The organism is Gaetbulibacter sp. M235 (assembly GCF_043876835.1).
GTDB lineage: Bacteria > Bacteroidota > Bacteroidia > Flavobacteriales > Flavobacteriaceae > Yeosuana.
Window position 1 is genome coordinate 471752 of record NZ_JBAWJZ010000003.1, and the last position, 23619, is coordinate 495370.

The following is a 23619-nucleotide window of genomic DNA, read 5'->3' on the forward strand; positions in this document are numbered from 1 at the left end:
CCGTTTCAAAAATCATCAGTAATAAAAGTATTAATCTGTAACATTTCAATATTTTTTTGCTTTAAAAAGCCTATTTGAATTAGTCACTCAATTTTGAGCAAAAACAGAGAAAAGAGGATTGTTCAAAAGCAGTCCTCTTTTATTAAAGCTATCTAATATAACTATATATTAGATAGATAAGGATTTATTCTTAAGAAGATAAGCATCAATTAATATATAATTTTCATGAAACGCACTTTATTTTTTCTTTTTACTCTATCAGTGGCTTTTACGTTCAAATCAGTAGGCCAGTCATTAAATTATGGAACTCCATTACCTGTAGATCAAACCATAAAAAAAGGTGTTTTGGCAAATGGCATGACGTATTACATTAAAAGCACCGATGTTGTAAAAGGTGCTGCTAGCTATTACATCATACAAAACGTAGGTTCTATTTTAGAGAATGAGGATCAACGTGGTCTGGCACATTTTTTAGAGCACATGGCCTTTAACGGAACAGAAAATTTTCCAGGTAAAGGCATCTTAAATACACTTCAAAAGCATGGAGCTGTATTTGGTAAGGACATTAACGCATATACGTCTTTTGATGAGACGGTTTACAATTTAGACAATATACCAACAAAAAATGGTTTGATAGATACCTGTTTGACCGTATTGAAAGATTGGTCCAATTATTTGTTGTTGACCGATGAAGAAATCGATGCAGAGCGAGGTGTTATAAAAGAAGAATGGCGCACAGGTCAAAGTGGTAGAAGACGTTTGTTTGAAAAGGCTATGCCAATTACGTTTAACCATTCAAAATATGCCGATAGAATGCCAATAGGATTGATGTCTGTGGTTGAAGGGTTTGATTATAAAGCGTTACGTGATTTTTATCACGATTGGTATCGTACAGATTTACAAGCTATTGCTGTTATAGGTGATGTAAATGTGGATGATATAGAGCAAAAAATTAAAGAGAAATTTTCTAATATTCCAGCGGTAGAAAACCCAAAAGAGCGTATTGTAGTAGATGTGCCAGACAATAAAGACATGGCCTATGTTTTTGGTATAGATCCAGAAGTGTCAACAGCATCTATTAGTTTAGGGATTCGTCATAAAAAATCACTAAAACCGGAAACTGTTGCCGATTTAAAACGATCGTTACTAGAGTCAATGGCAATAGGCATGTTGTCTGCAAGAGTTTCAGAAAAATCACAAAATCCAGATGCTGCTTTTTTAGGGGCTCAAATTGGTTATTGGGGATTTACCAGAACCTCCAATGCTTTTAGTATCGGTATCTATCCTAAATTAAATAAACAAGCTGAGGCTTTTAAAGAGGTGTTGACCGAAGTGGAAAGAGCCGTGAAATTTGGATTTACACAATCAGAGATAGATAGATCTATTGCTAAGTCTAAAAGTTCTTATGAAAATCAAATTGCCAAGAAAGATGATTTGAATCATGGACAAATTGAGGAATCCATTCAAAATAATTTTTTATCGAATAACACTGTAACTGATGTCGAGGAAGAGTATGAAATAGCAAAGCAAATTTTTAATGCAATTACCCCGCAAGAACTCCATGAAACGATAAAGAGATTATATTCTCAAGAAAACAGATATTTAAATGTAACAGGTGTTGAAGGTCAAGATAATTTAACAGAAGACCAAGCCAAACAAATTATTTCAAAAATAGAAAGCGATGCTACAATAGCCCCTTATACCGAGGCTTTAGATGGAAAAACATTAGTATCCGATTTAAATATTAAAGCAGGCACAATATCAAAAACAATTCCTAATAAAGAAACTGTGTCAACCATATTTGTCTTGGGTAACGGTATAAACGTACATTATAAGTATGTTGATAAAGAAAAGGACAAGGTCTCTTTGAGTGCTGTTAGCTATGGAGGAACCTCGCTTTTAAGTGATGATGAGTTACCTTCTGCAAATTTGTTAGGCGATTTAATTCAAATGTCCGGATTAGGTGATTTCAATGCGACCGATTTACAAAAAATATTAGCAGGAAAAACTGCTAATGTCAGGATTAGCCTTGGAGATATAAACGAATCACTTTCGGGCTCTTCAAATACAAAGGATGTAGAAACCATGTTGCAAATGGTGCATGTCTATTTCGTAAAACCCCGTTTCGACGAACAAGCCTTTCAAGTTTTAGAGAGCAATATAGATAATTATATTGTTAGAAGAAGTAAGGATATTGGTGAGAAAATGAAAGATAGTTTAACCGTTACTTTATACGGTAAAAACAATCCCAGAAAGCGAATTTTTAACCAAGACTATGCCGATGCCATTTCGTTTGATAAAATTAAAACGATTTACAACCAGCGTTTTGCCGATGCTTCAGATTTTGAGTTTTTCATTGTAGGTGATGTGAAAGCAGAGCAATTAAAACCACTTTTGGAAAAATACATGGCCAGTATTCCTACTAAAAACACAAAAGAAACCTATAAAAACAATAGTGCTGAATGGGATTCTAACACAATAGATAAGGATATCTATTTAACCATGGAAGATCCAAAAGCGTCTGTAAATATTGCTTATCAGAAAGAAATGCCATATTCAATAAAAAACAGCATTTATACCAGTGCTTTGGGAGATATTTTACAATTACGAGTAACAGAAACAGTAAGAGAAGCAGAAGGAGGTGCCTATAGCCCACAAGCTGGTGCCTACTTTATTAGAGAACCAAAATCTCAAATTTATGTAGCATTTCGTTTTGATTGTAATCCGGATATGGCTGATAAACTAGTGGATATTGTTAATGAAGAACTACAAAAAATAGCTAATGGAACTATTAATGATGACGATTTAAATAAAACAAGAACAAACTTTATAAAAGAGCGTGAACAAGACAAAGATAAAAATGGTTATGATATGCAATGGCTTACAACATACTACAGATTTAACGAAAACATTAACGATCCTAAAAACTTCGATGATATTGTAAATGAAATGACAAAGAAAGATATCCAAGAAATGGCCAAGCAAGTGCTTGATGGCGGAAAATCTTACGAGGTTGTTTTTAAGCCGAAACAATAATTAAAACATTATAAATAAATGAAAAATTTAATTTTAGCATTTGCTTTTCTTGCTTTAACTTTTGCACAAGCTCAAATTTATAATCCCGTAAAATGGAGTACATCTGTAGAAAAGTCGTCAGATACAGAATATGTACTTATATCAATGGCAACAATAGAATCTGGTTGGCACCTGTATTCGCAAAACGTTCCAGAAGACGGCCCTATTGCTACAACATTTACGTATGATGATAGCGAGGGAAATTTTAAAATAGTTGGAAACACCTTAGAAGAGGAAGGTCACACTGTTGATGACCCCGTTTTCGGGATGAAGATCAAGTTCTTTGAAAAATCAGCGACTTTCAAACAAAAAATAACCGTTCAAAAAGATGTTAGTTCTATTAATGCCTTTGTAGAATTTATGGCATGTAATGACACCAATTGTACGCCACCAAAAGAGGCTGTGTTAGTATTTAATTTATCCAATAAAGCTGTTGCTGCAAACACAACAAAAAATGTTATAGAAGCGGTTAATGGAGATTCTGTTGAAACAAATGGTGATACAGAATCCCAAAAAGGGCTTTGGTCTATATTTTTTATAGCCTTTTTATCAGGATTTGCCGCTCTGTTAACGCCTTGTGTGTTCCCCATGATCCCTATGACGGTGAGTTTCTTCACCAAACAGAGCAAGACCAAGGCCGCAGGTATCAGGAATGCCATTATCTATGGACTTTCAATCATAGTTATTTATGTACTGTTGGGTATTCTTGTAAGCTTGGTTTTTGGCGCAGATGCCTTAAATGCTTTATCAACCAATATATGGTTTAACATTGCTTTCTTTATATTGTTACTAATCTTTGCCGCCTCATTTTTAGGGGCTTTTGAGATCATGTTACCAAATAAATGGGCCAACAAAGTAGATTCGCAGGCAGATAGAGGTGGTTTGATAGGGATCTTTTTTATGGCATTGGCATTGGCCATTGTGTCGTTTTCTTGTACGGGACCCATAGTCGGTACTTTATTGGTGCAGGCAGCAGCTGGGGGAAGCCAGATTGGGCCCATAGTCGGTATGTTGGGCTTTTCCTTGGCCATTGCATTACCATTTGCATTGTTTGCGGCCTTTCCGGGATGGTTAAATTCATTGCCAAAATCTGGCGGATGGTTGAACACGGTAAAAGTGGTCTTGGGCTTTTTGGAATTGGCACTGGCCTTTAAGTTCCTGTCGAATGCCGATCTGGTCTTACAGGCACAAGTATTGGAACGTGAAGTATTTATAGCAATCTGGATAGCTATTTTTGGAGCTTTGGCATTCTATTTGTTTGGAAAAATACAGTTACCACACGATTCGCCTGTAACTCATATTTCAGTAGGAAGATTAGGTTTAGGCTTATTAGTATTATCATTCACCATTTATATGGTTCCCGGTCTTTGGGGAGCGCCTTTAAATTTAATAAGTGCCTTTCCACCACCACAACATTATAGCGAGTCACCCTACGGTGTTGGTTATACCAAGTCAGGTTCGGGTTCGGCTAGTCACACAGAAATACCAGAAGGAGCACACTTAATGGCACCCCACGACATTTTAGCCTTTAACGATTATGATAAAGGGTTGGCCTATGCCAAAAAAGTAGGTAAACCCGTGATGATAGATTTTACGGGGCATGCTTGTGTAAATTGCCGAAAAATGGAAAACAACGTTTGGATCAAACCACACATTTTGGATATCCTTAAAAACGGTGTGGTGCTTATTTCCCTGTATGTTGATGACAAAAGGCCTTTAGCAGAAAGTGATGTGGTTGATTCTAAACTAAATCCAGGCAAAAAGCTTAAATATGTCGGCCAGAAATGGAGCGAACTGCAGACCATTAGATATAAAGCAAACACCCAGCCCATGTATGTGCTCATGGGACATGATGAGGAGAACCTCATAGAGCCCGTAGCCTATACCTCAGATGTTGAAGCTTACCTTAACTGGTTAAAAAAGGGGGTTTCTAATTTTAAATAAGGTAATTTCCATTTTACCTTTTTTAGTACAAATCATTTTGATTTATAAAATATTGACCTATGACTGTTAAAAATAATTTTTTTAAAGAGACTCTTAACCCGAAAGAAAAACCATCAAATCTAGGAGCCTACTTTTCAATTTTCAGAAAAAATATCATTGGTGTTGATGCTGAGTTTGACTCCCCTTATGGCAAGAAAAAAATCATTTATGCTGATTGGACCGCCAGTGGGCGCTTGTACAGACCCATTGAAAAGAAGATATTAGAAGAAATAGGTCCATTTGTTGCCAATACCCATACAGAAACCTCGATAACCGGTAGTGTGATGACGCATGCTTATCATGATGCAAGGAATATTATCAAAAATCATGTTAATGCTTTAAAAGATGATGTGCTTATTACCGTTGGTACTGGCATGACAGGAGCCATTAATAAGTTCCAGCGTATTTTAGGAATCAAGCTTAATGAAAATCTAAAAGACCACACCAATGTTCCTGATGACAAAAGACCTATTATTTTTGTGTCCCATATGGAGCATCATTCTAACCAAACTTCATGGTTAGAGACCATTGCAAAAGTGGTGGTTATTCCTTCAAGTGATGAAGGGTTACCGTGTTTAGATAGTTTAAAATCTTTATTGCAGGAATATAGCCAGGTTCCCATAAAAATAGCTGCTATTACAGGTTGTTCAAACGTAACAGGAATCAGGACCAATTACCATGAAGTGGCCAAGATAATGCATCAAAACAATGGTCTGTGCTTTGTGGATTTTGCCTGTTCAGCACCTTATGTAAACATTGACATGCATCCAGCCGATGAAGATTCATATTTAGATGCCATAACTTTTTCACCGCATAAGTTTTTGGGTGGACCAGGAACATCGGGAGTTTTAATCTTCAATAAAAAACTGTATAAGAATTTAGTGCCAGATAATCCAGGAGGTGGAACGGTGAGTTATACAAATCCTTGGGGCGACCATGATTATATTGACGATATCGAAACCCGTGAAGATGGTGGAACACCTGGGTTTTTACAAGCTATTAGAATTGCTCTTTCTTTGAAACTAAAAGAAGAAATGGGCATTCATAACATTTTGGAGAGAGAACATGAACTCAATGCTATTATTTTTGATCGCTTATCTCAAATTAGTAATTTAAAAATTCTTGCACCAAACCATACGGACAGATTGGGTGTATTTTCATTTTATATTGAAGATGCTCATTATAACCTGATAGTAAAATTATTGAACGACCGTTTTGGGATACAGACAAGGGGTGGTTGTTCGTGTGCCGGAACTTATGGGCACTATTTGTTGCATGTAGATCAATTGACATCCAAGGCCATTGAGCAAAAGATATTAGAAGGCTGTTTGATGGATCGTCCAGGATGGGTCCGTATGTCTATACATCCAACCATGACAAATTCTGAAATCGAATTTATTTGTAGTGCTATTAAAGAAATAGCTGAGAATTTTAAAAAATGGGGAGAAGATTATACTTATAATGCCATTAAGAACGAATTCATTCATAAAAGCAATGTCCCTTTGGAAAATCAAATAATAACAAATTGGTTTAGCATAATTTAAGCTTTTCGTTGGTGAACATTATTTGTAACTTTTCCAAAGAATTCAAATATTTGGTTTTAACCTGAGGTTTAACCCAACTTACTCCACGGCACTATTTACTTTACTTTTACAGCAATTGATTTAACTGAGTAAATAATAGTGAAACATTAAAGAAAATTACCCAGAACTAACTAAAAACTAAAAACCTCCAAACAAAAATGCTTAAGGTTCTGCTTGTAGCGAGAACTGGACTCGAACCAGTGACCTTCGGGTTATGAGCCCGACAATTCAAAAACTAAACTTAAAGTTATGAAAAGTGAGTGATTCGGTGAGTATAAATTAAAAATTATACATAAATAAATGATTATCAATATATTACAAACAATAAAATATTCCCACCTTAAGCACTTAAAACCCCTGAAAACAATGTTTTCAGGGGTTTTAACTTAGATAAATCCTTGCTGAATTCTAGATTTACCAAGCATAAACCGTATCTTCAGGAATTCCTACATATGTCACATTAATATCGTTAAGATTGCTTCTCTTTTCATTCAAAACAGATATTCCATGTTGACCGCTATAACCTACTGTAGAATTAACAATTGTTAATTTGCCTTCAGGACTATTGTCAACCGTAATGTTTGCTGAAAAACTATTATCTACTGTTTTCCCTCCATGTAAAATCTCAGCAAATTCTAAATAGTTATTCTGGCTTGTGTTTGAAAAGGTAATACCATACCACGATCCAACCAAACCATTAATATTTCTAAAAATAACATGATCTGTAGTAGTTCCCTTGCCGTATAGATACCCTTCTCTACCATTGGCACTTTCTACAACTATTCGTGCTTCATTTTCCATTTCTATTTTTACACCAGGCTCAAGCTTTAAGCCAGACCAAACCACAAGATCCTTACCCAATCCTTTTACGTGATAAGTAACATCTGGTTGATAGAATCCTTTCCATACAGTTTCTTCATCATTTGCAATAGGGTAATTGCCATCAACACGAACTTTATTAAATCCATTAAAATTAAACCTAGTATAATAATCAATTACAGCTACATTTTTTGTAGAAACAGCCATTGCATAACCATCATGATATCTAATATAATTTTCGTTAAAACTCAAAATAGTAGCTCCTTCAGAAGTTGCTTCTATACCATCTCCAGCTCCTAACCCTATTGAAGAATTATCCATTAATGCCAAACCATAGGCTCCAATATGAATAGAAGCTGGTTGATTTCCTGCAAGAGGCGAACTTCCTGCGTTTCTTACTGATACATATTCAAAAACAGATGGATTATCATTACTGTGCTCTATAAAAATTCCTTTCCAGTACCCAGCTTCAAGCTGATCTGTTCCGTGAAACTTAACAGGATTACCATGAAGACCAATAGCATTTAAATAACCTCCATTTAAAATGGCAATTTGTTTGTCTTGCTCAATTGAAATCTCAGTATATGCCATAAGGTTTAATCCTGTTCCATTAATAATTTTTAATCCTTCCAAAAGAGTATAAAAATTAGACTCCCAAGTAATTTCATTCCCACTATCTAAATAAGTGGTTGTTACTGCAATATCTCCATTAAAAAACTGATTATTATATGCAATTTTCTCAACCTGTGGAGCTGGCAAGGCTAATACATGTTCTTCTCCTTCAAGTCCTGTAATAACATTCCCTTTAAAAGAAATGAGACTGGCTTCTGGCGACAAATATATTGCTGTCCCTTTATTATTGGTAAAATAACTGTTTTCTATACTTATCTGACTGTTGCTATCCATCCATAAACCAGAATTTGAAGAAAAGAGAGCATTATCTCCGCCAGCATATTCTAGAGATGTATTAATGATTTTATTGATTGGGTTATTTGATTGGAAATAAATACCAACCCAGTTTCCTGGTGTTTCAGCCTCACTTGTTAAATAAATACGGCTTTGTTCCTGATCTCCTCCTTCTGTAATAAAAGCTCCTGAAGCAGTAACCGTAAGAGCTGCATTCTCTGAAAAAATAACTTTTACACCAGGTTTAATAGTTAATTTAGCTTGTAGCTTAATTGGTTTTGTAATTAAATAGTCAATTTTAGTCCAGTCTTCAGGAAAAACATCCTCCATTACCATGTCGGTTAATATATCTTCTGAAATTATCACTGTTTCCGTTCCTACAACTTCTGAAACCACAATCTGGACTTCATCTTTTGATACCCAATTTCCTTTTCTAATCACAAGCTCGATTACATAATTTCCCACTTTATCAGCAACAAATTCTGGTGTAACTGTAGTTGAATTTGTAATTGTTGCCTGACTTCCTGAAGGCTTACTCTTCATATTCCATTGGTAACTGAATTCTTCTTCCTCTTCATCTTCAGACTCACTTCCATCTAACAAAATGGTTTCTCCTAAAGCTACTTGCTGGTCTTCACCAGCAACCGCTGTAAGTGGGTTTGTCCTATCAATCGAATCATCTTCTTGACAAGATACAACCGTAAACATAGCAATCATTACGGCCATTAAATAAAATTTCATTGTTTTCATCTTTTTCATTGTTCTTCTTTTTTTGTTGTTTATGATTTTAATTTTAAATATTTAATTACAGAACTTTCTGGAGTTGTAAATGTTAATACTTCATATTCATTTACAGAAATGACTGTTGACAGATCATACTTAAGAGTAAAACTATCTGTCGCTTCGTTTCTGTCAAAATCATTACCAGGATTGCAAACGCTATGGTATTTCATTCGTCTAACTTGTGGATAAAAAGTTATTTGATTGTCTTCTAAAAGAACAGTTCCCTTTATATATTGAGCTGTATAAGACTGACAGCCTCCACCAGAACTGGTTGCAACAACAATTGCCCAAATAAAAGTTCCATCTTGATTAAGTTGTATTCCAAACCCAGGAACAGGATCCATAGACCACGGATCGTATTCTCCTCCAAACCATTTGTTGTTAGCAGGATTATACAATAAAGGATCAAACTCGTGTTGCATGCTTAAACTCCATTCCTCTAACCAAGCTCCTTGAAGTTCGGTAGGCACCTCACTAGCTGGTGGAACATTGCTGTTAGGATCATTATCATTTTGACATGAATAAGCACTCATTAACCCAAAAGCAATGAAAGAAAACATTGCGTTTTTAAATTTTCTCATGAATATTTATTATTAATTAAACTGTAAATTATTTGTATCCCCTTTGGAAACAATAGCGCAAAGAAAAGCAAGACAAATCTTACGTCAATTGATTTGAATCAAGAGATGACCTTTCGATTGAAATAGTCAAACAGCACTTAAAAAATCTAAAGAATTAAATTATGTTTCTATTAAAAAGAAGGGCAATTATATTTTATTCACTAATTAGTTTGATGTTTCACCAACCTTTATTGATTGATTTGCAATTGAATTATATGCATAATCAATTAGGGTAACAAGCTCGGTGGTTTTATCAAATTCAACTCGAATCCAACCAAAATGGAAAGCACCATTTATATTAGTTTGAATCGCTACTATTTGACTTGAATCTGCCCAGTTTCCTTCATAATAGATTTCACCATTTGTTTTGGTATGCCTTATCACTAAAGCGGCAAATTCCTCTGTCCAATACTGGTTTTCAAGCAAATTACTATCTATTTCTTCATGCAAAGTTTCTGCAACAAGAAAGCCCATGTTTTTGAAATTTTCATTAATTTGAGGACCAGATTTAATTAAATTTCTCCCAAACCCAATTGGATTCATTCCTACATTTAAATGATCACCAAGATAATTTGCATGCAATTCTACAAATATTGTAAAATCAACTAGTCCATCTTCAGTTATATCTAATGCGATAGGAAGTGGATCTCCATATTTAACTATTCTCCCATCTGTTTTATAAACAATGCTATTAGTTGTGGTAATAAAACTAATCTCGTTGCCGTATGATGTTCCTAAACCGTTAGTTGCATAGGCACGAACAAAATATTCTGTATTTGGGGTTAAATTAGAAAGAGCACTAGCAAACTCACCTAAATCTTTTCCGTCTGATGTTTTTGTTGAATTCTCAATAGTTGGGTTGGATTCCAAACCATAACAAATCCCTTTTTCAATAACTAAAGCTCTACCATCATTGGTTATTATCCCTCCTGAAGAAGCCGATGAAGATGTAATATCTGTTATATTGAGTGTTTGTACAATAGGTAAAGAAACTGCATCTTTATCATCACTGCATCCAAAAAAACTTAATACTAAGGACTGAGCCAAAAATAAATAAATTTTACTTTTCATTTTTTTAATTCTAATCATTCATGATTTATATGCTTGCAGTAATCATTTTAATAATATTTGTTGTAAGATTAACCTGCAATTTCTCCAAAAGACGAATACTGTTTAAAAATGCTACAATAGTTTTTAAAAAATTATGCAACAGTAATATTGGCTTTATGAAGTATCTCACTAGCCTGCACTAAGTGGCGTTCGTTATGATACACTACAAATCGAAGCGTATCACCTAAACTGAGATTAATAAACTGGGAAAGTGTTGTGGAAATTTTAATTTTTTGCAGGTTATAATCTTTGCTGTTGTTTAATAACGTTAACAGCTTTTTTTGTTGAGATATAAACCTTGAAAGCGTTAATTCATTAAGATTACCTGAAATTGGATTCATATCCTTGGCCGTTTTCATTTTCTTTATATGTCCATTTGCAGGCCTAATGATTTTCACAAAATAATTTCCTAAAAATCCGCCTTTAAAATAATCGGCAGGCTTTTCTATTTTGTTGGTTTTAAGAGTGTTTTCAATTTCTTTTAAATAATGATCCCCATACAAATTAAGATGTTCTAAACATTCATATACACTCCAAACCTCTGGTTCTGGTTTATAATTTAATTGTGCATGGTTTAAATTCTTAAGAGCTTCCCCAAAATAGATTGCTTTTTGGGTAAGCTCATTAAGTTCTTCAAACATCTCTAATACAGATATTTTCCTCATCTTATTTTTTTATACAAAAATTCACAATCTGTCATCAAAATCCATTGATTCAAATCAAGATTTAATTCTAACCCTGATTTCTTAACCTACTAAGTGTTTCTGGTGTCATCCGCATATAAGAAGCTATATATTTTAAGGGAATTTCTTGAAAAAGTTGCGGACTTCTCTGTAATACTCTTTTAAATCGCTCCATTGGTGAATCTGTTAATATATCAATTTCTCTATCCAATTGTTGCAACGCTAAGGCTTCCAAAAGTGAATTGTATTCTTTTAGAAGATGAATATCACTTTGAACAAACTCCAAAAAGTTAGATTTAGGAACTTTATAAACCACCGTTTTTCTTATTGCCTGAATATAATATTCAGAAGGTTTACCAGTAAAAAACGATCCTAACGATGTTATGATGTTTCCCGAATAACCAAACCTAATATTGTGCTCTTCGTATTTTGAAACATAAAAAAGGCGCAAAGCGCCTTCTTCGATATAATAAATGTAGTTTTCAACGACACCTGGAGTCAATAAATATTCATTTCTAGATAACTCACTTTTTTTGGCATTTAGGATATCTTCAGACCTAAGTGCTTCCATTAGTGTTATTCTTTGCTTCATGTTCTTAATGTTTGATTGAATAAATTTAAAAAAATAAACTTTCAAATTTAAGCCTCAATACGATCATAAATTGAAAAAGACAGAGTTGTTTATTCCAAAGATTTATTTGCTATTTGACTTGCCTTTTTAAGTAGTTCTTTAATATTAAAATTTAATAACTTACCATTTCTTTTAACTATTTTACCAGCAATCATAACGGTATCTACATCCTGATCTTTTGCGTATAACACAACCGATGACACTAGATTTAATGTTGGCGACAAACCAATATCATTAATATTGATTAATATAATATCAGCTTGTTTTCCTACTTCTAAAGAACCTATTTTATGATCTAGTCCCAAAACTTTGGCTCCTCCAATTGTAGCCAATTTAAGTACATCTATGTCTGAAATTGTAAGTTTATCCAGCATCTGTAAATTCTGGTAACTTTTTTCATTTTGGATGGCTCTTTCTGCTTGAAGAGCAATTTTCATCTGATCAAACATACTTCCAGATGATGCACTAATTACATCAATTCCTAATCCAGTTGGTATCCCAAATTTTAAAGCTTTACCAGTTATTGGAAGTCCTAACCCCATTTGCAATTCAACTTCTGGAGTAACCGATATACTACAGCCATGGTCTGCCAAAAGCTTAAAATCGTTTTCATTAATTGTATTGGCATGAGCAAAATTAAGGTCGCTATCCAACAGTTTTTCGTTATTTAATTTTTGAATGCCATTATATTTTGGCCCAAAGGTTCCACCGCCAATGTGCATAGATATTTGTAAATCTAGTTCTCTTCCCAATAGAATATCATGCTTAGCGACTTCTAAATCTGAATATTCTGGACCACGAATTGCAAGCGCCATAGTAATTAAATCATCTTCTGAGTTGAAATGTTTCGTTCTAATTTCTTTTGCATCTAACGGATGTTTTAATTTACTCTCATAAAACCATTCCCATACTGATGTTCCAGGTGTACCAAAACCAAACTTTCCTCTTATTCCAGAATCCTTTAAACCTTTTATAGCAGCGCTACTATGTTCAGGAGTATTCATAATATGAGACCAATCAAAAATGGTTGTTATTCCCGAATTTATAGCTTCAATAGCGCCTAATAAATTGGCTGCATATACATCGTCTGCAGACATGGTTGGAGCAATTTTACCCAACATAATTTGCAGGTATTCCATTAAAGTCCAATTTGATGCCATTCCTTTAAAAGGTGATTCCCAAAGATGTCTATGTGTATCAACAAAACCAGGCAAAACTATCATCCTGTTTGCATCTAATACCGTAAAATCATCGCCCGTAATTATACTTTTGTTTATTTCAGAAATCTTATCATCTTCAATTAAAACATCTAATTGATCATTAACTAACTGATTGTTATTAATGGAAATGACAGTTCCTCCTTTGATTAAAATTTTTCTTCTATCCATAATGTTAATTTAATGAAGCAAATTTCCATTATAAGTCGAGTTATACATTTGATTTAAATCAAGAGTCGTTTTAAATCTATTTTTTAAGATTTCTAAAATGAAATTTGTGGCAAGCAAAAAAAAATAGATTAGCAGGCTAATCAATTTTAAAATTGAATTATGCCCTTAATAATCAAAAAACAGAAATTGGAATTTTTTCTATTGTGATAGCTCTGCATACTTTTTTGTTAACCAAGATTCTGCCTGCGAAATGGTTTCACAAAGTATGGTAGCTACTTTATTATTGCTTTTCTTTTGAAGTTCTATAGACGACATTTTCGAAAAAAGATCGGGCGAAATGATGCTTATATTATACCTAAGACCATACTCATAATTTAAAGGAAAAAAATAATTACTAATCCAATCAACTAACCCAGCCCATGCGCCTTCGATTTCCTTTGTATCATGAACATGAAACTTACATTTGGCTTTTATTCCTTCTCGTTTCTGCCAATCGTACATTTTCATTGATGCCGCCTTTACTTCACTTTCTGTACAAGGACCTGTCCACTTCATTAATAAGTAGTTTTTTTGTGGTTCATAGCTCAATTTGCCATAAATATCTCCACTGCTATTTCTTATTACATTAATGACAATCATTATAATAAAAGATTTAACCTAAAATAATTAATTTTTAATTACATCTGGCAATATAAAATTGATATTATGTTCTTGTGCATGCTTAAATACCTTAGCCAAATCTAATTTTGAAAAATCTGGAACTTCATTCATGTTTGGCAAATCAATAGTGCTATTTAGTTCTTTTCCAATAACCCTAAAATAGTCCAATAATTTGCCCGGAGTAATAATTACAAGCATCTTTCCAGAAGATGTTCCTACATTCTTAAATGTATGAACCGCATTTGACGGAACATGAACAACACTTCCGGGAAGTGCTTTAAATGGATTTTCCAGATCGTTTAAAACAAATTCAAAATCTCCATCAAGAATGTAAAAAACTTCTTCGTCCGGATGCGTATGTGGAGGCGGACCCCCTAAAGGAGGCACGCTCTCTTCAAATATTGCGTAATGATTGTTTGATTCTTCGTTTATGGATAAAACCTTTATAACATCGGTTAAAACCAATAACTGTTCGTTTTTTGATTGTGATTTCATGATTGATGTTTTTAAACTTTTGTCGTTACTTCTATTCTGTTATTATCAGGATCTAATGTTTCAAACTCATAATAACCATCGCCGGTAATTCTGGGTCCACTTAAAATTTCATGTGCATCCCTTCTTAATCTTTCAGCCATTTCATCTACTTCATTAGTTGAGCTTACTTCAAATGCCAAATGAATAATTCCTAAATGTTGCTTACAAACCCTGTCATTTAAATTTTCAGGAATGCCAATCATAGACATTATTTCTAGCCTTGAACCAGATTGAAATGACAAAAAATAGCTTTCAAATTGATTTTTAGAATTTGAATGCTTTTCATTTGCCTCACCTGAAAAATATTCAGAATAATAGTCTTTTAGCCTTTCAATATTTTTTGTCCAAATGGCAACATGTTCAATAACCATATAACTTTATTTAGTTTTCTTAAGGCAAAGAAACTAAAGAAGTAAGAATTTAAAATTGATTCAAATCAAGAAAGTGTTAGAGCAAAAATTTAGTTCTGTATCTGCTAAGTGTTTCTGGTGTAATTCCTAAATAGCTGGCAACATAGTGCAACGGAATTCTTTTGAAAAGTTTTGGGTGCTCTTCCATTAAATTTTTAAAACGATCTTCTGGACTGTTTTTAAGTAGTGCTGCTTCTCTTTTTTCTGATCTGATTAATTGCTCCTGAATGATGATATTGGCCATTTTTTTAAAGGTTTCATGACTTTCTATTAAGTTAAATACATCATCCTTTTGTAATGTTAATATGCTGCATTTTTCAATGGCAACAATATTTATTATCGATGGCGTGTTAGACATAAAACTTGCTATTGAACCAACTAAAGAGTTTTCAAAAAAGAAATCGTTGCATACTTCCTTGTCTGGTGAATCATAAAACAATCTCATAGAACCATTTGTAATGAAAGCCAAAGTATCACAAACATCCCCTGCTTTTAGGAAAAATTCATTTCTATCAAGATAAGTCTCTTTTAGAATTCCTTTAATGGCATTTAATTCTTCTTTTGATGGTTTAAAAGCTTTTTCAATGTTAAAAATAAGTTGATCCATTTTTCCTAAAAAAATATTTTAAGTTTGGCTTTTATGAACCATTGAAGCTTCTTCTTCTAAAAGTGGCCCAATGACTTCCAGTTTTCTTCCTCCTTTTTGCAAAAGTTCTCTTGCTGGAATTTCAAAAACCCAATTAGGATTTTCTCTTCCCACAATTTTATAATATTCCTTTTTGCTTAGCCCATAAACCAATCTTCCAATTCCACTCCAATAAATGGCAGAGGTGCACATTGGGCAAGGTTCATCGCTTGTATATATAGAACATGCATTCAAATATAAATAACTATACTTTTTGCTGGCTTCTCTTATTAAATTAATCTCTGCATGGGCAATACAATCCCTATCTGAATTAATAGTGTTCCCTGCCTTTAAAATAACCCCGTTATCTTTATTTACCAAAATACAACCAAACGGTAAATTCCCTTTTTGCTTAGCTTGGTTTGCCATTTCAATGGCCAATCTTATAAATTCTTCATCTGTTTTCATGGATATGATTTACTAAAAACAATTTCGTAAATATTCATAAAACTATCAATTATTGACTTGATTTCAATCAAGAAATATTTTAATTATTAAACTTAATAATTACTTTTTATGAAACACAAAAAGCCTTATCAAAACATGATAAAGCTTTTGTATATTAAGTTTTTGAGATTTTATGGAAGATTAGTTATCTCCTATTTTTTCAATAGCATCTTTAGTAGCTTCTCCGGCTTCTTTAGTTTCTTTAACAGCATTGTCAATGGCCTTTCCCGTTTGTTCTAAAGCTCCTTCGGTTTTTTCAGCTGCTTTATTAACTTCTGTCTCTATTGAATCTGTTTTTTTAGTGTCTCTACAAGACACAAACGCTAAGCTTAATGTTATTAGTAAAATAGTACTTAAAAATAATTTCTTCATGATTATAGTTTAATTTATTAATTACAAAAGCTTTATTGCTTTAAAATAATATACGTTTAAAACAAAAAGATTGGACTATAAGCTGCTTAAAAAGACATTCTTATTATGTACTTTATTGGCATTTTACTTTAATTTATTTGGTGAAAAATGCGTTTGAAACTAAAATTAATAAACTAGATTAATACTATTTCATAAACTAGTTTATTGGTAAAATATGAGACTGTAACGACCTTTGTATAAGAAATTTATTAATTCAAAATATAAAGAAAATGGAAACAACAAAATGGGTAATAGACCCAGCTCACAGTGAAATAGGATTTAAAGTAAAACATCTAATGATTTCAAATGTAAAAGGGAATTTTACAAATTATGAAGCAACAATTGAAGGAGAGGATTTTAAGAGTTCCCCGATTAACGTTAAAATCGAATCGTCATCAATTTTTACAAACAATAACGACAGAGATGCTCACTTAAAAAGTGCAGATTTTTTTGATGTTGAAAATTTTGAGTCGATTTTATTTGAAGGAAAATCATTGAAAGAAGTTGATGATGACGAATATAAATTAACAGGAATTCTAACTATTAAAGGTATTAGCAAAGAAATAGTTTTGGATGTTGAATTTGGTGGAATCAACACAGATCCTTGGGGAAATGAAAAATTGGCATTCGAAATTAATGGTAAAATTAATCGTAAAGACTGGGGATTAAACTGGAACTCAGCTTTAGAAACCGGAGGAGTTTTGGTAGCAGACGAAGTAAAAATTAGCGCAGAGGTTCAGTTTGTAAAACAGGCTTCATAATACTTCTTGAAAAGCCAAATGAATGCCATCTAAATTGGTTTAAATTAAATTAATGGCAGTAAATATTTTTTTTCCTGCCATTAATTCTTAACTATGAAAAGGAAAACGTTTATCAAGTCATTGGCAAAAGGAATAATAGGCATGACAACATTATCGTCATTTAGAAAGTTTACAGATAGCTTAGAAAAGCAAAATACGCTTATTCCTGTTTTGTTTATAGGACATGGTTCTCCAATGAATGGCATTCAAACTAATGAGTTTAGTTTAGGTTGGAAACAAATGGCTAGTGAAATTCAAATTCCTAAAGCGGTTTTAGTGGTTTCTGCACATTGGTTTACAAAAGGGACTAAAATAACTTCAATGGATTTTCCTGATACAATTCACGATTTTGGTGGATTTCCACAAGCACTCTTTGATGTGCAATATCCAGCACCTGGGCAACCTCATTTAGCTAGGGAAACGGCTGCTCTTATTAAATCAGCACATGTTGAGCTAGATCACGATTGGGGGTTAGATCACGGCACCTGGACTGTGGTAAGACATATGTATCCAGATGCTAATATTCCAGTGCTTCAATTAAGTATTGATTATACAAAAGGAGCTCAATATCATTATGAAATTGCCAAAGAACTTTATTCATTGAGAGAAAAAGGTGTACTTATTATTGGTAGTGGCAATATGGTTCATAACTTAAGAATGGTTGCCTGGAACAAATTAAATAACGATGGCTATGGCTTTGATTGGGCTCTCCAAATGAATGATACGTTTAAATCGCTCATTCAAAATGGCAGTCATTATTCATTAATAAATTATTCTTTATTGGGGAAAGAAGCGATGTTAGCTATACCAACACCAGAACATTATTTACCACTTATATACACTTTAGGTCTTCAAGATAAAAAAGACGATATCAAGTTTTTTAATGATAAAGCAGTTGGTGGTTCTTTAACTATGACCTCAGTAAAATTTGGATAAAATTTCTTTTTGAAACTAGAAAAGAAATCTATTTGTAAAAATTCATCTCATCAAGGTATTCCCAAACATGTTGTGGTAGCATTGGTTGCACATTTTTACCTTCCTTGATGGCATTTCGAATAAAAGTTGAAGAAAGTTCCATGATAGGAGCATTAATATGATGAATTTTTTTATGCCCATCTAATTCCGTTTTCTCTGTATTTTCAGGAACTCTTGGATAAACATAAATGTTATAGTTTTCAAGAATAAGTTCATAATTTTTCCATTTATGAAAACTCTTTAAGTTGTCTTCGCCCATTATTAAAGCAAACTCATGTTTTGGATACTTTTCTTGTAAATGAGCCAATGTATTGATGGTATAATTGGGTTGAGGTAAGTTAAACTCAATATCACAAGGCTTTATTTTGGTATAGTCTTTTGTGGCTCTGTAAACCATTTCCAAACGCTGGTAATTGTCTAGTAAAGTGCTTTTCTTTTTAAAAGGATTGTGTGGGGTTACCACAAACCAAACCTGGTCTAAATCGCTATACTCAACCAAATGGTTTGCAATAACTAAATGACCAATATGTATTGGATTAAATGAACCAAAAAACAATCCAACCTTCATCTGTTTTGTTAAGAATTTACAAAGTTTCTCACCAATTCTTCGGCTTCAACAAGGGCTTTGTCTAAATGGTGATTTTCAATAATCACATCAAACAATGGCGCTGTAGCAAGTTCTGCAGAAGCTTTAGCAACACGCATGTTTATTTTGTCTTCTGTTTCCGTTTTGCGTTTTTTAAGCCTTATTTTAAGTTCATCAATACTTGGTGGTTTAACAAAAATAGCCAATGTTTCTTCAGGAAATTTTCGCTTTATACGCAACCCACCTGATACATCAATATCAAAAATAACATGTTTGCCTTTGGCCCAAATTCTTTCAACTTCCGATTTTAAAGTACCGTAAAAATTATCGCGATATACTTCTTCCCATTCCAGAAATTCATCGTTTTTAATTTTTGCCTTAAACTCTTTGGCAGATAGATAATAGTAGTCCTTTCCGTGAACTTCTTCTCCGCGCCTTTCTCGTGATGTAGCCGAAATAGAGAATTCCAAATTCAAATCTTCAATTCCTAATAAATGTCTTACAATGGTTGTTTTTCCAGAACCCGAAGGTGCCGAAAACACAATTAATTTTCCTTTATTCATTATAAAACATTTAATAATTGTTCTTTAATTTTTTCAAGCTCATCCTTCATTTGAACCACTAACTGTTGCATAGGCGCGAAGTTGCTTTTTGAACCAATAGTGTTTATTTCCCTGCCTATTTCCTGACTTATAAACCCAAGTTTTTTTCCATTAGAGTCTGCAGAATTTATGGATTCTGTAAAGTATTCCAAATGGTTTTTTAAACGTACTTTTTCTTCAGTAATATCAAACTTTTCAATGTAGTAAACCAACTCTTGCTCAAATCGGTTTTCGTCATATTTTTCTTTTAATTCTTCAACACCTTTTGTTAAACGCTCACGAACTGCTAATATTCTATCGGGATCCATGGCTATAACTTTGGTAAGCAACTCTTCTATAATTGAAATTCGTTTTAAAAACTCTATTTCAAGAACTTTTCCTTCATCTAGCCTGTAATTATTTATACTTTCAATAGCAATATTAATTTCATTTTCAATAGCTTTCCATTCCGTTTCATCAATTTCTTCGCGAACTGTATTTAAAGCATCCGGAAATCTAACAGCCATTTTAAGAAGTTCCATTTCATCACCATCAACAACCTTTCTTAATTGATTGATATACTGTTTAACAACAGGTGCATTAATTTGTGTTGAAGTATCTTCAGCAGTCATCTCTAAAAAAATAGAAAAATCTATTTTACCACGTTCTAATTTATCGGCCAAAAGCTTTCTTATTTCAAGCTCTTTTTCTCTGTAAATAGAAGGCATTCTTGTGTTTAAATCTAAACTCTTGCTGTTTAGTGATTTTAACTCAATACTTATCTTTTTTGTAGGTAATTGCAATATAGATTTTCCGTAACCGGTCATTGAATATATCATATGCTTATAAATAAAGTTGTACAAAGGTAACTAAAACCTTAAGGATAGAAAAACACTTAATTTTTTCTTTGGGCTTTAACTCAATTCTTAAAGTGAATGAGAATTTTTGAAATAAAAAAAGGGAATACAATTATATATTCCCTTTTTCTCACATAATCTGAGTTTGGGTTTTACCCGATTACAAAATCAAAAAAACAAAAAGTATATGTTATAAAAAATGACTTTTGTTAGGTTTTTGAAAATAAGTCAATTAGTTAATTGATTTTACAGATATACTTCTAACAGTTTTGCGCTTTCGGCTATTAGTTTAACTGAACTAATAGTAGCTGGAAGTAACACGGTTTGTCCATGATTTAATGAATAGGTTTCACCACCACAAATAATTTCAGCACTCCCTTCAACACACATATAAATAACGAAAGAATCTAAATTAGAGTAATCTTTACTCATGCTGCCTTTTAGTTGAATAATATTGGTTTTAAAATATGGCGAGTAAACCAATTTACTGGACTCATTTTCTTTTAAAGTGTATGCTGTTTTGTAAGTATCATGTAATTGATAATCTATAGCATCTAGAGCCAATTCTGTGTGCAACTCTCTCTCTTTTCCTGCTTTGGCATCTACGCGATTATAATCGTATATTCTATATGTAACATCAGATGTTTGCTGAATTTCGGCCAATAAAACACCTGCTCCAATGGCATGAACTCTTCCTGTTGGGATATAAAATGTATCTCCTTTTGAAATTTTTTCAGCATTTAAAACCTCTAAAATGTTTCCTTCATCAAGTTTTTTTAAATACTCTTCTGGACTTACATCTTGATTGAACCCTACAATTAATTCGGCATCATCATCAGTTTCCATAATATACCACATCTCATTTTTACCAAATGAATTATGGCGTTCTTTTGCTAATTCGTTATTAGGATGTACTTGTATAGAAAGTGGAGTTTTTGCATCAATATATTTTATCAAAATAGGAAAACTGTCTCCAAAAGTTTCATAAACCTTTTCGCCAACCAAATCTCCTTTATACGTTTGAATAAGTTCTTTAAGGCTTTTGCCCTTTAATAAGCCATTGGCAACAACAGAAACGTCTCCTTCAACATCAGAAAGTTCCCAACTTTCTCCTATCTCTGTTTGTTTTGAACCTTTTTTAAAAATTGTAGTTAGTTTTTCTCCTCCCCAAATTCGTTCTTTCAATATGGGTTCAAAAGTTATAGGATAATTTAAAGTCATTTTTATTTTAAATTTAAAGTCGATTTTAGTGTGTAAAAATAATCAACCCTTTTAAATATATAGGAGTGTTTTTCTACTTAAATTGAAAGACACATGTAATGTTTAACTAAATTTTATCTTCTTCTGGAATAATCTTAGTTTTTTTATTGTTTTGGCTAAACTCTTGCATTAGCTGATATACATGTGGAATTTGCATTTGAAACCGAGTTAAAATATCGTTGGAAATATTTTTTCTACTAAAAGGAACATTCTTTACATATTCTTGAATTTCATTAGCGTTTCTTCCATATTTATAATCATATGTAAAACGACCAAGCTCATCAATAACATTATTTTTGTTAGTTTTATTTGCAACACTTATGTAAAATTCACTTTCTTTAATATTTCCTTGGTTATTAAATAAGGATTCTGCTTTTAAAAAATCATATAATTCCTTAGCAGTTTTTATAGCAGGATCAATTAATTGAATATCTTTTTTCATAAATGGGCGATATAAAAACGACCCATCTTTTGTTTTATAATCATAAAGTTCTTTTAAAACAGTATGTATCTCATCTGATAAATAAGGATAATGAGTACACCCTAAAATGATAGACTTTAGTTTATTTGTTGATTTTGAAAGCCTTATTTTTTCCATTAAAGTAACTAAATGATAACGAACATAATTTTCTGCATCATTAATTTGTATCATGGAGCAATCATCAACACTTTTTGAATCGCATAACATTTTGCCATTATCAAAGTTGAAATTATAAATATCAAAAAGTGTTTTATCAATCTTAACGTCGCCATCTAAACCTGGTCCTTTATATGTTTTGCGAGGTGTTTTTAATTTTTTATTATAATAATCTGGATCTTCATCAACAGCTTCTGCTATACCAATACCTCCTTGTGAAAACACTTCAATATTGCCTTTATATCCTAATTCTTTTATATATTTCAACAGAGTATTTTCATAACCCTTAGATGAAACTGTTCCTTCTGTTGCTAAAACTCCAATAATAACATTCTCATCTTTCTCTAAAGTTTCTAATGTACCTCTAACACCTGCATCGATAACGCCTATGACTTTAATATTTAATTTAGACTTTTTAATAAAATCTTCTATGTGTTCTTTCCCATAAGCTGTAGCTGTATTGCACGCAACTACTAATACTTTTACAGGCTTTTTATCTAAATTTGGTATCGTGTCATCAGCATCACTATAATATTTATTTCCCAATAAAAACTGAGTATCTTTAATAATATGCTCTTTTAAAAGGTCCACTTTGTTAACAGAAAAGTAATTGCCATATGGCATATTGGCTTGGTCTCCAAGATAAATAAATGATTCTTTCTCAAAATCTAAAACGCCATCACTCCCAGAAGCATTAGTAGTGTTTTCATTTTCATCGAAATTTACAATGGCTTTTAAAACTGTTAATCCACCAGTTCCTGAATCAAATACTCCAACAGGTAGTGTTTTATCATTTACTGGATAATTTTTAAAGTCAATAAAATAAAAACTACTGCTATCTTTAATGATAGTCTCAATGATATCTTTCTTTTCTAAATTAGCATTGACTGTTAGGTTTTTATCAGTTTCTTTTTTACAGTTTGTCAGCAATGAAAACAGTAAACCAATAAATAATAAATTGTTTTTTAACATGACTTGCTTTTTAATAAAGCTTAATTTAATGATTTTGAAAAAAATTAAAGCTGCTATAAATTTGTTTTAACTAATATTCCCACTTTACGAAAGCTTCCATAGCGGCGTAATGCGCCAATCCCAATTGGTGGTAAATCTCAGCGGTTTCCTTGTTCCTGTCCTCGGCACGTTGCCAGAACTCCCTGCTGTCGGCCCCTTGAAAAACAACCCCATCTTTTTGTGT

22 protein-coding genes and 1 tRNA gene are annotated in these 23619 nt (G+C 32.7%); 5 read left to right on the top strand and 18 right to left on the bottom strand.

The features are described from left to right. Positions 1-225: 225 nt before the first annotated feature. From V8G69_RS07280 to V8G69_RS07290, 3 genes are read left to right on the top strand one after another with little or no spacing between them, the layout of a single operon-like run. Positions 226-3036 (top strand): M16 family metallopeptidase, encoded by a 2811-nt coding sequence (locus V8G69_RS07280; RefSeq protein WP_394881169.1) that lies wholly within the window; start codon positions 226-228, stop codon positions 3034-3036. Between the two features lie 18 nt (positions 3037-3054). Continuing rightward, the gene (locus V8G69_RS07285; RefSeq protein WP_394881170.1) at positions 3055-5019 is read left to right on the top strand and encodes a protein-disulfide reductase DsbD family protein; all 1965 of its coding nucleotides are present in this window, start codon (positions 3055-3057) and stop codon (positions 5017-5019) included. A gap of 59 nt (positions 5020-5078) precedes the next feature. Next, positions 5079-6602 carry an aminotransferase class V-fold PLP-dependent enzyme gene (locus V8G69_RS07290; protein ID WP_394881171.1) on the top strand — a complete coding sequence of 508 codons (1524 nt, stop codon included), beginning with the start codon at positions 5079-5081 and terminating at the stop codon, positions 6600-6602. 219 nt (positions 6603-6821) lie between these two features. Here the strand turns inward: V8G69_RS07290 and V8G69_RS07295 are convergent. From V8G69_RS07295 to V8G69_RS07355, 13 genes are all read right to left on the bottom strand, one after another. Further along, positions 6822-6892 (bottom strand) — tRNA-Met (locus tag V8G69_RS07295). A gap of 163 nt (positions 6893-7055) precedes the next feature. After that, complete coding sequence (locus V8G69_RS07300) at positions 7056-9107, bottom strand: right-handed parallel beta-helix repeat-containing protein (RefSeq protein ID WP_394881172.1); 2052 nt, start codon at positions 9105-9107, stop codon at positions 7056-7058. A gap of 38 nt (positions 9108-9145) precedes the next feature. Beyond that, complete coding sequence (locus V8G69_RS07305) at positions 9146-9730, bottom strand: hypothetical protein (RefSeq protein ID WP_394881173.1); 585 nt, start codon at positions 9728-9730, stop codon at positions 9146-9148. A 204-nt stretch (positions 9731-9934) separates the two neighbouring features. Then, positions 9935-10840 carry a hypothetical protein gene (locus tag V8G69_RS07310; RefSeq protein ID WP_394881174.1) on the bottom strand — a complete coding sequence of 302 codons (906 nt, stop codon included), beginning with the start codon at positions 10838-10840 and terminating at the stop codon, positions 9935-9937. A gap of 131 nt (positions 10841-10971) precedes the next feature. Beyond that, positions 10972-11544, bottom strand: coding sequence for a DinB family protein (locus V8G69_RS07315; protein WP_394881175.1), 573 nt, complete (start codon positions 11542-11544; stop codon positions 10972-10974). A 67-nt stretch (positions 11545-11611) separates the two neighbouring features. Next, positions 11612-12154 carry a Crp/Fnr family transcriptional regulator gene (locus V8G69_RS07320; RefSeq protein WP_394881176.1) on the bottom strand — a complete coding sequence of 181 codons (543 nt, stop codon included), beginning with the start codon at positions 12152-12154 and terminating at the stop codon, positions 11612-11614. 89 nt (positions 12155-12243) lie between these two features. After that, the gene (locus V8G69_RS07325; RefSeq protein WP_394881177.1) at positions 12244-13581 is read right to left on the bottom strand and encodes an amidohydrolase family protein; all 1338 of its coding nucleotides are present in this window, start codon (positions 13579-13581) and stop codon (positions 12244-12246) included. A 198-nt stretch (positions 13582-13779) separates the two neighbouring features. Then, positions 13780-14220, bottom strand: a complete 441-nt coding sequence (locus tag V8G69_RS07330; protein ID WP_394881178.1) for a hypothetical protein — start codon at positions 14218-14220, stop codon at positions 13780-13782. A gap of 27 nt (positions 14221-14247) precedes the next feature. After that, entirely contained in the window at positions 14248-14736 is a 489-nt protein-coding gene (locus V8G69_RS07335; RefSeq protein ID WP_394881179.1) for a cupin domain-containing protein, read from the bottom strand. A gap of 11 nt (positions 14737-14747) precedes the next feature. Continuing rightward, positions 14748-15146: a VOC family protein gene (locus tag V8G69_RS07340; RefSeq protein WP_394881180.1), complete on the bottom strand. Its 399-nt coding sequence runs from the start codon at positions 15144-15146 to the stop codon at positions 14748-14750. Between the two features lie 76 nt (positions 15147-15222). Next, the gene (locus tag V8G69_RS07345; protein WP_394881181.1) at positions 15223-15792 is read right to left on the bottom strand and encodes a Crp/Fnr family transcriptional regulator; all 570 of its coding nucleotides are present in this window, start codon (positions 15790-15792) and stop codon (positions 15223-15225) included. Between the two features lie 18 nt (positions 15793-15810). Beyond that, on the bottom strand, positions 15811-16278 hold the full coding sequence (locus tag V8G69_RS07350) for a nucleoside deaminase (protein ID WP_394881182.1): 468 nt from the start codon (positions 16276-16278) through the stop codon (positions 15811-15813). Positions 16279-16458: 180 nt separating this feature from the next. Continuing rightward, on the bottom strand, positions 16459-16689 hold the full coding sequence (locus tag V8G69_RS07355; RefSeq protein WP_394881183.1) for a hypothetical protein: 231 nt from the start codon (positions 16687-16689) through the stop codon (positions 16459-16461). Between the two features lie 269 nt (positions 16690-16958). Here V8G69_RS07355 and V8G69_RS07360 point away from each other — a divergent pair, with 269 nt between their 5' ends. Further along, positions 16959-17489 (top strand): YceI family protein, encoded by a 531-nt coding sequence (locus tag V8G69_RS07360; protein WP_394881184.1) that lies wholly within the window; start codon positions 16959-16961, stop codon positions 17487-17489. 93 nt (positions 17490-17582) lie between these two features. Next, complete coding sequence (gene ygiD / locus V8G69_RS07365; RefSeq protein WP_394881185.1) at positions 17583-18464, top strand: 4,5-DOPA dioxygenase extradiol; 882 nt, start codon at positions 17583-17585, stop codon at positions 18462-18464. A gap of 28 nt (positions 18465-18492) precedes the next feature. Here the strand turns inward: ygiD and nadD are convergent, their stop codons facing one another. The 5 genes from nadD to V8G69_RS07390 form a co-directional block, all read right to left on the bottom strand. Then, complete coding sequence (gene nadD, locus V8G69_RS07370; protein ID WP_394881186.1) at positions 18493-19071, bottom strand: nicotinate (nicotinamide) nucleotide adenylyltransferase; 579 nt, start codon at positions 19069-19071, stop codon at positions 18493-18495. 8 nt (positions 19072-19079) lie between these two features. Then, positions 19080-19652, bottom strand: a complete 573-nt coding sequence (gene gmk / locus V8G69_RS07375; RefSeq protein ID WP_394881187.1) for a guanylate kinase — start codon at positions 19650-19652, stop codon at positions 19080-19082. Next, positions 19652-20509, bottom strand: a complete 858-nt coding sequence (locus V8G69_RS07380; RefSeq protein ID WP_394881188.1) for a YicC/YloC family endoribonuclease — start codon at positions 20507-20509, stop codon at positions 19652-19654. The genes gmk and V8G69_RS07380 overlap by 1 nt, the downstream gene beginning before the upstream one ends. A 264-nt stretch (positions 20510-20773) precedes the next feature. Then, the gene (locus V8G69_RS07385; RefSeq protein ID WP_394881189.1) at positions 20774-21748 is read right to left on the bottom strand and encodes a type I phosphomannose isomerase catalytic subunit; all 975 of its coding nucleotides are present in this window, start codon (positions 21746-21748) and stop codon (positions 20774-20776) included. Between the two features lie 106 nt (positions 21749-21854). Continuing rightward, positions 21855-23396, bottom strand: a complete 1542-nt coding sequence (locus V8G69_RS07390; RefSeq protein ID WP_394881190.1) for a glutamate racemase — start codon at positions 23394-23396, stop codon at positions 21855-21857. Positions 23397-23619 lie beyond the last annotated feature (223 nt).